The 11,716-nt window shown below is 73.3% G+C and carries 10 protein-coding genes; 4 read left to right on the forward strand and 6 right to left on the reverse strand.

Translation table 11 applies throughout. The annotated features are described in order from the left end of the window. Positions 1-175: 175 nt before the first annotated feature. Positions 176-1,585 (forward strand): DUF2252 domain-containing protein, encoded by a 1,410-nt coding sequence (locus tag IE242_RS08460; protein WP_189857563.1) that lies wholly within the window; start codon positions 176-178, stop codon positions 1,583-1,585. 57 nt (positions 1,586-1,642) lie between these two features. Here IE242_RS08460 and IE242_RS08465 read toward each other — a convergent pair whose 3' ends face one another. The 5 genes from IE242_RS08465 to IE242_RS08485 all read right to left on the reverse strand — a co-directional run bounded on the left by IE242_RS08465 (position 1,643) and on the right by IE242_RS08485 (position 8,112). After that, entirely contained in the window at positions 1,643-1,840 is a 198-nt protein-coding gene (locus IE242_RS08465) for a DUF8691 family protein (protein ID WP_189856954.1), read from the reverse strand. Between the two features lie 177 nt (positions 1,841-2,017). Next, the gene (locus tag IE242_RS08470; RefSeq protein WP_189856956.1) at positions 2,018-2,542 is read right to left on the reverse strand and encodes a hypothetical protein; all 525 of its coding nucleotides are present in this window, start codon (positions 2,540-2,542) and stop codon (positions 2,018-2,020) included. Continuing rightward, positions 2,542-5,220, reverse strand: a complete 2,679-nt coding sequence (locus IE242_RS08475) for a winged helix-turn-helix domain-containing protein (RefSeq protein ID WP_189856958.1) — start codon at positions 5,218-5,220, stop codon at positions 2,542-2,544. Before IE242_RS08475 ends, IE242_RS08470 begins: the two co-directional genes overlap by 1 nt. An 814-nt stretch (positions 5,221-6,034) precedes the next feature. After that, on the reverse strand, positions 6,035-7,963 hold the full coding sequence (gene htpG, locus IE242_RS08480) for a molecular chaperone HtpG (RefSeq protein ID WP_189856960.1): 1,929 nt from the start codon (positions 7,961-7,963) through the stop codon (positions 6,035-6,037). Continuing rightward, complete coding sequence (locus IE242_RS08485) at positions 7,960-8,112, reverse strand: hypothetical protein (RefSeq protein WP_189856962.1); 153 nt, start codon at positions 8,110-8,112, stop codon at positions 7,960-7,962. The genes htpG and IE242_RS08485 overlap by 4 nt, the downstream gene beginning before the upstream one ends. Positions 8,113-8,411: 299 nt before the next feature. Here IE242_RS08485 and IE242_RS08490 point away from each other — a divergent pair, with 299 nt between their 5' ends. Together IE242_RS08490 and IE242_RS08495 are read left to right on the forward strand one after the other, a co-directional pair. Then, positions 8,412-8,627, forward strand: coding sequence for a hypothetical protein (locus IE242_RS08490; RefSeq protein ID WP_189856964.1), 216 nt, complete (start codon positions 8,412-8,414; stop codon positions 8,625-8,627). Between the two features lie 44 nt (positions 8,628-8,671). Next, a complete protein-coding gene (locus tag IE242_RS08495; RefSeq protein WP_189856967.1) occupies positions 8,672-8,920 on the forward strand; it encodes a hypothetical protein in 249 nt (82 codons plus the stop codon). Positions 8,921-8,961: 41 nt separating this feature from the next. Here the strand turns inward: IE242_RS08495 and IE242_RS08500 are convergent, their stop codons facing one another. Further along, positions 8,962-9,420 carry an RpiB/LacA/LacB family sugar-phosphate isomerase gene (locus IE242_RS08500; protein WP_189856968.1) on the reverse strand — a complete coding sequence of 153 codons (459 nt, stop codon included), beginning with the start codon at positions 9,418-9,420 and terminating at the stop codon, positions 8,962-8,964. A 288-nt stretch (positions 9,421-9,708) separates the two neighbouring features. Here IE242_RS08500 and IE242_RS08505 point away from each other — a divergent pair, with 288 nt between their 5' ends. Beyond that, positions 9,709-11,715 (forward strand): dynamin family protein, encoded by a 2,007-nt coding sequence (locus IE242_RS08505; protein ID WP_189856970.1) that lies wholly within the window; start codon positions 9,709-9,711, stop codon positions 11,713-11,715. The last annotated feature ends 1 nt before the right edge of the window (position 11,716 follow it).

Consider the following 11,716-nt stretch of genomic DNA (forward strand, 5'->3'; position numbering starts at 1 on the left):
GCGGGGCACGCACGTTCCGGCGGCATCCGGAACGGGATCGGGGGCGAGGGCTGAGCCGGGGCAGGGACCGGGGCCTGAACAGGGACCGAAGCCGGGACCGGGTCAAGGGCATCGCGGACGTCCGCCGCTGCCGGGCCAGGGCTCCGCCCCCGCCCCAGGAGATCCGGTGACGACCATGCCCGGCGCTTCCCCCGCCGCCCTGCCCCCGGCGGAGCGCGCGGCGTACGGCAGGCACGCGCGCACACGGGCGTCGCGCTCGTGTCACGGCTGGTTCGAGCCCGCCGCGGGCCGGCCCGACCCCGTCGACGTGCTCGAGCGCCAGTCCGCCGCCCGGCTGCCGGAGCTGGTGCCGATCCGCTACGGGCGCATGCTCGAGTCGTCGTTCCGCTTCTACCGCGGCGCCGCGGCGATCATGGCGACGGACCTGGGCTCCCTGCCGCACACGGGACTGACGGTCCAGCTCTGCGGGGACGCCCATCTGCTCAACTTCCGGCTGCTGGCCTCACCGGAACGGCGCCTGGTCTTCGACATCAACGACTTCGACGAGACGCATCCCGGGCCGTTCGAGTGGGACGTGAAGCGGCTCGCGGCCAGCATCGTCATCGCCGGGCGGGCGAACGGCTTCACGCCCAAGGAGCAGAACACCGCGGTCCGCGCCTGTGTGAAGGCCTACCGGCGGCGGATGCGGGACCTGGCCGGCATGCGCGCCCTGGACGTCTGGTACGCGCTGGACGACGCCGATCACATACGGGCGATCCTGTCCACGGGCACGCACAGGGAAGAGGCCGTGCGGCGCGCCGGCCAGGCGGCCGCGCGGGCCCGCACCCGCACGCACCTGCAGGCCTTCGACAAACTCACCCGGGTGACGGCCGAGGGCAGGCGGATCACCCCGGACCCGCCGCTGATCACTCCGCTCCGGGACCTCCTGACCGACGCGGACGCCGGGCTCCGGCAGGAGCGGCAGCTGCAGAGCCTGGTGGAGGCGTACGCCCGCAGCCTCTCCTCCGAACGCCGGCATCTGCTGCGCCGCTACCGGCTGGTGGACATGGCCCGCAAGGTGGTCGGGGTCGGCAGCGTCGGCACCCGCTGCTGGATCCTGCTCCTGCTGGGCCGGGACGAGGGGGACCCGCTGCTGCTCCAGGCCAAGGAGGCCCAGCCGTCCGTGCTCGCCCCGTACACCGACGGCGAGCAGTACGACAACCAGGGCCGCCGGGTCGTCGCCGGGCAGCGCCTCATGCAGACCGCCGGCGACATCTTCCTCGGCTGGACGCGCGTGGTGGGGCTCGACGGGCACGGCCGGGACTTCTACGTCCGCCAGCTGTGGGACTGGAAGGGCATCGCGCGCCCCGACTCCATGGGCCCGGACCTGATGGCCCTCTTCGGCCGGCTGTGCGGTGCCTCGCTGGCCCGCGCCCACGCCCGCTCCGGCGACCCCGTGGCCATCGCCGCCTACCTCGGCGGCAGCGACCACTTCGACCGTGCGCTCGCCGAGTTCGCGCAGTCCTACGCCGACCAGAACGAGCGGGACTTCGCGGCCCTGACGGCGGCCGGGCAGTCGGGCCGGATCACCGCGCAGCCGATGTGACGGCGGACTGGACCGGACCGGCCGGCGCACGGGCACGGGGGCCGGGCCGCCGCCGGTTCACTCCGGCAGCCGGCGCATCTCCACCACCAGCAGCCCCAGCGACTGGAAGCGTGCCAGCAGCCCGTACAGGTGCGCCTCGTCGACGATCTGCCCGAACAGGAGGGTCTGATCCGGCGTGACCACGTGGTCCAGCTCCGGGAAGGCGCCCGCCAGCGTCTCGGACAGATGCCCGTCGATGCGGATCTCATAGCGCATGAACTGCCCCCCGCGGGTTGCCTCTGCGCGGCGCACGGTGCCGTACCCAGCGATCGTCCGTCGTACGCCGTCCCCCGGCCTCACCCGGCCGAGGTGAGCCGCGGCGCGACCCTCGCGGACCGGACGCCGGTGCTCGGGCGATGTCAGTGCCTGAGCGATGACAGTGCCTGAGCGATGTCAGTGCTTGAGCACCGTCTTCAGGGCGATGATCAGCAACCCGAGCAGAAGGTTGACCCCGCTCGTCAGCGCGACCATGCGCCAGGAGGCCCGGGCGCGCAGCGCCGCGGCCGCCGACCAGCACACCTGCCCGGCCACCGCGACCCCGAGGGCCAGCCAGCCCGTGGCCCGCAGGTCCAGGCCGAGGAGGGGGCTGACGGCCACGGCCGCGGCGGGCGGGAGGGACGCCTCGACGATCGGCCACTCCTCGCGGCACGCCCGCAGCACGGCCGTACGGTCCAGGCGCCGCCGCTGTGCCATGCGGGCGCCGAACAGCTGGGCGTGCACGTGCGCGACCCAGAACACCACGCCGGTGGCGAGCAGGAGCAGCGTCAGTTCGGCCCGGGGGAAGGCGCCGAGGGTGCCGGCGCCGACCACCACGGAGGCGGCCAGCAGGGAACCGTAGACACCGCCCGAGTAGTCGGTGTGGTCCCTGGAGCCGGTGTGGTCCCCGCGGTCGCGGACCCGGTCGGCGGGAGGCGGCATCACAGGAGCCGGAGCTCGCGCGCCCGGCGTACCGCGTCGCTGCGCCGGTTCACCCCGAGCTTGCGGAAGACGCTCTTCAGGTGGGTCTTCACCGTGTTCACGGACACGTACAGATCCGCGGCGATCTCGTCCGTCGACATCATCTGGGCGAGCCGTTGCAGGACGTCGCGCTCGCGTTCGCTCAACTGCTCGACGACGAGCGCCTGGTGCCGTACCGCCGTCCGGTTCCCGGGGGTCGGCGGCCCGGGCGGGCGGACGGCCAGCAGGTCCCAGGCCGGGGGCAGGCCCGCCCCGGTGCCGAGGACGCGGCGCAGCCACGGTCCGGCCTCCAGGAACGGCCGTCGCAGGCGTTCGCGCCGGGCGTCGAGCAGTGCCTGGGTGGCCAGCCGCCGCGCGGTGGTGAGGTCCCCGGCCTGGTCGGCGGCCTGCGCGCGCACCAGTGTGGCCCGTACGGTCAGCGCGGGACCGCCCCGGTCGGCGCCGGTCAGCGCGTCGAGGATGCCGAGCGCCTCGCCGCCGGCCCCGGCCGCGAGCCGGGCGTGCGCGGCGGCCACGGCACGGGCGGGCCGGCGGGCCGGTGTGTGCCCCAGGACCTCGACGGCCGCCTCGGGACGGCCCTCCGCGAGATGCCCGGCGGAGGCGACCAGGGCCGCGTGCTCCTCCACCCACGGCGAGACCACTTCCGCGGGGACGGATGTCCGCACCGTCCGCAGGGCGTCCCGTACCTGGCCCCGGGCGAGCAGCAGCCGCGAGGTCGCGACGATCCGCCCGGCCGCCTCGACCGGGTCCGGGGCGCCGCCGTGCGGGGCGGTCTCCTCCAGGAGGGCCTGCGCCTCGTCGAGTTCGTCGCGGTCGACGGCCACGGCGGCCAGCACCAGCCGGCCGATGCCGGTACGCAGGGGCGGGGGCAGGCCGAGCCGTTGCGCCTCGCCCATCGCCGTCAGGACCTTCTTCTCCGCCTGGCCGGGCCAGCCGTTCAGATAGTCGATCAGCGCGAGGTGGCCGAGGGCGTCCTGCCGGGGCAGCGTCGTCGAGGGGCTCCCGGAGCACCTGACCGCCCGGGACAGCGCGGACCGTGCCTCGTCGAAACGCCCGGCCCACACCAGGGCCGAGCCCAGGTGGGTGAGCAGGAGGGCGGTGAGTTCGGGGTGCCGGTCGAGCCGTTCGGCGGGGATCAGCCCCTGGAGCTCCCCGGCGGTCTTGGCCGCCTGCTCGGCCCGGAGCGGGGAGCCGGCCAGCCGGGCGGCGAGGACCTCCAGCAGGGCGCAGCTCAGCCGGGCCGGGGCGAGGCCGGGGTCGTCGGTGGTGTCGGCGTCCAGCTGCCGCTGGGCGTGCTGGAGGTGGGTGAGGCCGCGGCGCAGGTCCCGCCGGCACAGTTCGCGGGCGGCGAGGACGATGCTCGCGGCGGGGCCCGCGGTCTCGGGTGCCAGCCGGGCGAACGGCCGGCCCAGCGCCTCGGTGCGCAGCCCGCTGAGCAGCTGGCCGATCGCCAGGTCGTCGACGAGGGTACGGGCGGTGAACTCCCAGTCCCCCGCGGCCGCGCCGTGCGCGAGCGTCTCGGGCAGCGAGCCGCAGCGGCTCAGCCAGCGGGCCGCCCGGCGGTGGAGTTCGCGCTCCAGGCCGGGACGGCGCTCCCGCAGATGGGTGCGGAGTATCTCGGCGAACAGCGGGTGCAGCCGGTACCAGGAGCGCCCCAGGTGCTCCACGAACGCGTTCTCGCGGTGCAGCCGGGAGATGATCGGTTCGCCGTCGGTCCGGCCGGTGAGCGCGTCCGCCAGTCCGGGCCGGAACCGCTCCACGACGCTGACGCGCAGCAGCAGGTCCTGGGCCTGGGCCGGCTGCCGCTTCAGCACCTCGGCCAGCAGGAAGTCGGCGACGGTGGACTGCCCCGCCTCGAACTCCTTCAGATAGGTCTCCGGGTCGCTGCTCTGCTGCGCGGCCAGGGCGCACAGCCGCAGCCCCGCCGCCCATCCCCGGGTGCGTTCCACGAGGGCGCGCGCGGCGTCGCCGGTCAGGGACAGGCCGTGGGAGTCCAGCAGCGTCGCCGCCTCCCCGGGGGTGAAGGCCAGCTCCGCGCCGCGGATCTCGGCGATGCTGCCGGCCGCGCGGTAGCGGTGCAGCGGGAGCAGGGGTTCGGTGCGGGTGACGAGCACCAGACGCATGCCGCGGGCGGCGTGGTGCAGGACGAACTGCAGCTGCTCCGCGATCTCCGCGGACGGTACGCGTTCGAACTCGTCGACGACGAGGACGGCGGGCCGGGCCCGCCCGCCGAGATCGGCGGCGAGCCGGGCCAGCAGCGCGTGGTCCACGCTGCCGGGGTGCGCCGGGCGGCCGACGTCCTCCGACACGCGGATCCCGGCGGTCCGCAGGGCCTCCAGCACATACGCCCAGAACACCCCGGGGGCCTCGTCGGTGCCGTCCGCGGTGAGCCAGGCCACCGGCTGTCGCAGCCCGGCGGCCCAGTCGGCGGCGAGCAGGGTCTTGCCCGCGCCGGCCGACCCGTTGATCAGGGTCAGGGGCACCGAGAGCCCGCGGTCGAGATGCGCGACGAGGCGGTCGCGGCGCAGAAACGTGTCAGGTCGTGCGGGCAGCGAGAAACGAGTGCTCAGGAACGGGTCTCCCCGGGGGTCGGCGCTGGGGATCGACGCCTCGGGGCCGAACGATCGAGGATCGGCCATCGCGCTCACCACCGTCCGAAAGGCTCCGAAAGGCCTGGGGCAGCGCTCCCGGGGAAAGTATGCCAGTGGCAGCGGACACGAGCGCTCCCCTGGTACGACCCCTTTCCGCACGCCCATGCGCCCCACCGCGATCCTTGCTCTGGCGTGATCGCCGTACGTCCGGCACGCCCCCGGGACGCCTCCCACGGCACGCCGGGCGGCGCCGGCGGGAGGAGGGCTCTCCGCGTCAGCGGGCCCGGATCGGCGGACGGCGTCAAGCGGGCGGGCGGGAGAAGCGCGGCGGCGAGCAGGACCGGAGGGGCGAGCACCGCGGAAGGCCGCCCGACGGCCCGCCCGTGGGCCCGGCGTCCGCCGTACCGCACCCGCGCGGCCGGCTCGGCGGGTGAGCGCGCCGAAGACGTAGGGGCCTCCCCCCGCCGTCCGGGCCGGGCGGGCGCATCGGCGTAGCGGAAGCGTCACGGGGAAGCGTCCCGCCGCGCCGAGCGGGACGGCCTCCGGCGGGCGGCGAGCCGGCGGTGTCGGCCGACGGGACACGGGTCGTCGTCCGGTGCGTGTTCGCGTCGACGGGTACGGGGGAACGTCGTGCGGGTCGGCGGGCACGAGGGGCAGGGGGTCGCCTCGGCCGACGGGTACGGGAACACAGGGAACGGACACGGAGAGGCGGGCGCCGTACCGGGCGGGCGTACGCCCCCGGTCCACCGTGGAGGACGGACGGTACGCGCCCCCGCCCGGCGACCCACGAGCCGTACGGGACGGGGCGACCGGCCGGTGCCCGCACCGGCCGGTCGCCCCGCGCACCGCGTCGCGGACTCCGCTACAGCCCGGCGGCCAGCCGCCCCGCCAGGAGGCGGGTGAAGCGGGCGGGGTCGGCCAGTTCGCCGCCCTCGGCGAGCAGTGCCATGCCGTGCAGGAGCTCGGCGGTCTCGGTCACCGCCGGGTCGTCGGCGTTCCGCCCGTGGGCCTCGCGCAGCGCCGTGACCAGCGGGTGGGTGGGGTTGAGCTCCAGGATGCGCTTGATGCGCGGGATCTCCTGGCCCATCGCCCGGTACATCTTCTCCAGCGTCGGTGTCACATCGTGCTCGTCGCCGACGATGCACGCGGGGGACGTGGTGAGGCGGGTGGACAGCCGTGCCTCCTTGACGTCCTCCGACAGCGTGCCGGCCAGCCACGTCAGCAGCGGGCCGTAGTCCTTCTCCTGCTGCTCGCGTTCGGCGTCGCCCTCCTTGCCGTCCTCCTCGCCGTCCAGGTCGACCTGGCCCTTGGCGATGGACTGCAGCGGAGTGCCGTCGAACTCGCGTACGGACTCCACCCACACCTCGTCGACCGGGTCGGTGAGCAGCAGCACCTCCAGGCCCTTGGCGCGGAAGGCCTCCATGTGCGGGGAGTTCTCCAGGCGGGCGCGGGACTCCCCGGTGAGGTAGTAGATGTGCTCCTGGCCCTCCTTCATCCGGGACTTGTAGTCACGCAGGCTCGTGAGCTGCTCGTCGTCGTGCGTCGAGGCGAAGGAGCAGATGTCGAGGATCGTCTCGCGGTTCTCGAAGTCGCTGAGCAGCCCCTCCTTCACCGCCCGGCCGAACTGCTCCCAGAAGGTGCCGTAGCGCTCGGCGTCCTTGGTCCGCATCGACTTCACGGTGGACAGGATCTTCTTCACCAGCCGCCGGTGCATCAGCTGGATCTGCCGGTCCTGCTGGAGCGTCTCGCGCGAGACGTTCAGCGACAGGTCCTGCGCGTCGACCACGCCCTTGACGAAGCGCAGGTAGTCGGGCAGCAGCGACTCGCACTCGTCCATGATGAAGACGCGCTTGACGTACAGGTTGACGCCGCGTCGGGCGCCCTGCTGGAACAGGTCGAACGGCGCCCGGGACGGGATGAACAGCAGCGCCTGGTACTCGAAGGTGCCCTCCGCCCTGGTGTGGATGGTCTCCAGGGGGTCGTTCCAGTCGTGGCTGACGTGCTTGTAGAACTCCTTGTACTCGTCCTCGGTGATGTCGTCCTGCGGGCGGGCCCACAGCGCCTTCATCGAGTTGATCGTCTCGGTGGTCCGCTCGGTGCCGGACCCGTCCTCCCCGGTGCCGCCCTCCTTGGCGAGGCGCACGGGCCACGGGATGAAGTCCGAGTGCTGGCGGACGATGTCGCGGATCCGGTGCTCGGCCGTGTAGTCCCAGAGCCGGTCCTCGGTGTCCTCGGGCTTGAGGTGCAGGGTCACGGACGTGCCCTGCGGTGCGTCCGCCACCGTCTGGAGCGTGTAGGTGCCCTTGCCGTCGGACTCCCAGCGGGTGCCCTCGGTCTCGCCCGCCCTGCGGGTCACCAGGGTCACCTTGTCGGCGACCATGAAGCTGGAGTAGAAGCCGACGCCGAAGTTGCCGATCAGCGCGGCGGACCCCTCGGCGTCCTGGGCCTGCCTGGCCTCCTTCAGCTTGCGCGCGAACTCGGCGGTGCCGGACTTGGCGATGGTGCCGATCAGCTTGACGACCTCGTCGCGGGACATGCCGATGCCGTTGTCCCGCACGGTCAGGGTGCGCTGTTCAGGATCGGGCTCCAGCGCGATGTGGAGGTCGGTGGTGTCCGCTTCGAGCGCACTGTCGCGCAGCGACTCGAGGCGGAGCTTGTCCAGGGCGTCGGACGCGTTGGAGATCAGCTCCCGCAGGAAGATGTCCTTGTTGGAGTAGATCGAGTGCACCACCAGCTGCAGCAGCTGACGGGACTCCGCCTGGAACTCGTACGTCTCGGCCTGACTGGTCACAGCGTTTCTCCCCCGGAGAAGAACTCGGTGTTGTCCGTCGGTTGCGCGGGAGCCGCCCCGCCGGCCGCGCCCGCGTGAATGATCTTGCCTTGTGACAGGTCGTGATCGCCAACCGGGTGCACGCCGCGGTCACCCGGAATCGTGAACACGACGAGTCTCCCCGATGATCGGCGGCCCTGACGTGTGCGACATGATGTACGGGGCACTTGGTGCCCGTGCGGCTGCTTCAGGTCCTGTCCCAGCACGACGAGGCAGCCCGGCCGGCTTCGGGGCGCGCGGTCACGGCGACCGTGCGCCCCGGAACCGCCGGCCCGCGCTTCACCGACTCCTCCCGCCGGAACGCCCGCTGACGCGCAGTCCGCCGGATGCCTGTCCCCGATGGCGGCCCGGGGCCGCGCCGACGAGGCTGGTACGGCACCGCCGACAGCCCCGGAAAGAAGGAGTCCCCATGCGCAGACCGGCTTGTGTCCTGATCGCGGCCGTGGCCGCGTCCCTGCTGTCCGCCCTGCCCGCGCGGGCCGGGTCCGCACCGCCCGACGTCACCGTGCAGCAGTGCCACGAGGGCGGCGGCCTCGCCGTCGTCTCGATGCGCGGCAAAGGGGCGAACGCGACGTTCGCCAGATACTGCACGGGCGGAACCCACGACGGGCAGAACATCGTCTGAGCCGTCCACGGCTGCCGTGCCGCTGACGGGGTAGTCGTCGCCCCATGAGCGATGTCGTGGACTCCGACGAACTGCTGCGCCGTATCCAGCGGGCCCGGGACTGGGCCGAACGGGAGGAACGGCACTGGAAGGCGCGGTCCGGCACCTCTGCGCACGAGGACGACGACGGGGCACGTGGTGCGGAGGTGCTCTCCTTCGCCTACGAGGCGGTCCGCAAGGCCCTGGAGGAGATCGTCCGGCCGGGCACCCACGACGACGATCCGGCGGCGCCGCCCCCGCGCCAGGGCGCCTGACCAGGCCGGGGCGGCGGCTTGCCCGACGCCCCGGCTTCCGCCTACCCGGACACCGTCCTGCCGAGGTCCAGCCGTCCGACGTGCGCCAGGTTCTCCCGGTCCTCGGCGTCCTGGCCGGCCTCGGCGGCGAACCAGGCGTCGAGGATCTCCTGGAGCAGCGGCTGAGAGGTCAGCCGCAGACTGAGCGCCAGCACGTTGGCGTCGTTCCAGCGGCGCGCGCCGTCGGCCGTGTACGCGTCGGTGCACAGCGCCGCCCGTACGCCCGGCACCTTGTTCGCGGCGATCGACGCGCCCGTGCCGGTCCAGCAGCACACGACCGCCTGGTCCGCCGTCCCGTCGGCGACGTCGCGCGCCGCCGCCTCCGAGCACGGCGCCCACCGGCTGTCGTCCCCGGGGCGCAGCGCCCCGTGTGTCACCACCTCGTGGCCCCGGCTGCGCAACTGCTCCACCAGGAAGCGGGCCACGGGTTCGTCCATGTCCGAGGAGACGGAGATCCGCATGTCACGGAGACTACCCGAGGACGTCACCCCCTCACCCCCCATGGGAACTGGCAGCATCTTCCACTGAGACAGCCTGAGCGACAGAGAACATATTCCATGCCGGAATGCGCGACCGCCACTCTCGATCGTCGACCACTTTTACAATCCGGTCAGGAATGCGCCATTCCAAATCAGGTATTTCCTACTTCGCCTTCCCATTCCCCTCCGCCATGCTGAACTGGACAGTATTCCGCGGACCGGGGGCCGCCCGGGACTGCCGTCACTGTCCGGAAGAACGGGGGATCCGACGTGCCGCACGAAGAGATCGAGCAGCGGATTCTGGATGTCTTCAGCGCAGCCACAGCCCTCGCCCTCGAGCTCCGCTCAGCGGCCGCCGTCGATCAATTGGATAAAGCCGAGCGGGCGCTGCGCGACCGGTCCTTCACGCTCGTCGTGATGGGCGAGTTCAGTCGGGGAAAATCCTCGCTGCTCAACGCCTACCTGAAGGAGCCGGGGATCTTCCCCGTGCACTCCTACATCGCCACCCGGCTCGTCACGACCGCCCGCCACGCCCCCACCGAGTCCGTCGTCGTGAGCCTGGCGGAGCGGCCCGGACGTCCCGCGGAGGAGCGGCGGATCACGCGCGCCGAGATTCCCTCGTACGCCTGCGAGACCAGCCTGGCGGACGGCACGGCTTCCGCGGACGCGGACCGGGCCACCACCCTGTCCGTGGCGCTGCCCAACGAACGTCTGGCGCAGGGCCTCGTCGTGGTCGACACCCCAGGGATCGGAGGCGTCCACCGCGGCCACACTGCTGCCGCCGTCGGCGTCCTGTCCTCGGCGGATGTCGTGCTGTACGTCACGGACGCCCAGCTGCCCCTGTACGCCGCCGAAACGGCGTTCATCGAGGACGTGGCCCGGGCTCTGGACGCCCGCGCCTGCCCCGAGCGGCTCGTCTTCGCGGTGACCAAGGCCGACCGAGTGGCGGATCCGGCCGCTGCGGCCGAGCAGGTCCGCGACCGCCTCCGCGCGGTTCCCGGCCTCGATGTCGAGCGCACCGCGGTGGTGCCGGTCTCCGCCCGCCATCGTCTGCTGCACCTGGCGGAGGGCGACCCCGAGCGTGAGACGTTGTCGGGCTTCAGCGAGCTGGAGCGATGCCTGGAAGCGGCGGTCACCGGATCACGGGCCCGGCTGAAGTTCGGCGCCGCGCTCGCCCGGCTGGACCAGGTGGCCCGTGACCTGCTGGCCCCGGTGGAGGAGGCCCTCGCCGTCCTGGAGGCCGACGACGAGACGGAACGCAGCCGTCTCCGCGAAGCCGCTGAGCAGCGGCGTACGGAGGCGGCTCGTCAGGTGGAGGCCCGAGCCACCTGGGTCGAGGCGCTCCACACCGACCTGGGCCACCTGTCGGAGGAGCTCCAGCGGCAGGCGGCGGCCGACCTGGCCGCTGTCTGGCGGGAGGTTCGTGCGTCGTACCGGAAGGACGGAGAGTTGCTCGAAGATCCGCAGATGCTGCTGGACCAGCTGGCTCGCCGCCTCGCCATGCTCATCGCCGACCTGGGTGAGCGGGCCCGTACCGGAACGGCGGAGGCCGGGGCCCAGCTGGCCGAGCGGACCGGAGTCGACTGGAGGGCTCCCGCCGTCACAGCGGTGCCCCTGCCGCCACTGCCCGAGCCGGATGCCCTGCGCACATCGGTCGGCGTCGACGCGGCCGGCATCCTCGCCCAGGCGCTGAGTGCCGCCCTCGAAGGTGCACGGATGGGCGCGGCGGTCGGCGGGAAACTGGGGGAGATCGCGTGGAGCCAGAAGCTGAACCGCACTCTCCCACCGGGGAGGGAGGTGGTGACGACAGGGGGGCAACGGCTCCCGGACGTCGGTCCGGTCGCCGGAGGGCCGACGGCCGCCGGGCGGTCACTGGCCGTCCTGATCGGGGAGAGGATCGGTGCGGCGGTCGGCGCGACGGTCGCATTCGCCGGGCGCCTCGGCCTCGACCGCCGGCAGCAGACGGCGGACCGGATCACCGCACTGGACCAGCTGCTCGCCCCTTGGGAACAAGAACAGCTGGCCTTTCTGACGGAGACAGTGCGGGACGTCCTCGCGGTCTGCGGGAAGCGGGCCGCGGACGATCTGACCGCTCTGCTCGACCGCCGCCGCAGCGCGTGCGAGCGAGCCGCCGTCGACATCGAGTCCGCTCTGCACACGGTCGGTGACGAGTCGTCCGACCGGCGTCGGGAACTCATCGAACGCCGTACGGCCCTGCATGCCCTGCGCGCCTCGGTCACCGAGGCCGCCGAGGCGGTGGCCGCCCTCACCCGGTGAG

It is taken from the genome of Streptomyces poonensis, from assembly GCF_014650915.1.
Taxonomy (GTDB): Bacteria; Actinomycetota; Actinomycetes; order Streptomycetales; family Streptomycetaceae; genus Streptomyces; species Streptomyces poonensis.

Coding starts and splice junctions, on each gene's coding strand:
- IE242_RS08475 (WP_189856958.1), bottom strand. CDS start 5,220: ATGGCCGATCCTCGATCGTTCGGCCCCGAGGCGTCGATCCCCAGCGCC.
- IE242_RS08500 (WP_189856968.1), bottom strand. CDS start 9,420: ATGCGGATCTCCGTCTCCTCGGACATGGACGAACCCGTGGCCCGCTTC.
- IE242_RS08470 (WP_189856956.1), bottom strand. CDS start 2,542: ATGCCGCCTCCCGCCGACCGGGTCCGCGACCGCGGGGACCACACCGGC.
- IE242_RS08495 (WP_189856967.1), top strand. CDS start 8,672: ATGAGCGATGTCGTGGACTCCGACGAACTGCTGCGCCGTATCCAGCGG.
- IE242_RS08490 (WP_189856964.1), top strand. CDS start 8,412: ATGCGCAGACCGGCTTGTGTCCTGATCGCGGCCGTGGCCGCGTCCCTG.
- IE242_RS08465 (WP_189856954.1), bottom strand. CDS start 1,840: ATGCGCTATGAGATCCGCATCGACGGGCATCTGTCCGAGACGCTGGCG.
- IE242_RS08460 (WP_189857563.1), top strand. CDS start 176: ATGCCCGGCGCTTCCCCCGCCGCCCTGCCCCCGGCGGAGCGCGCGGCG.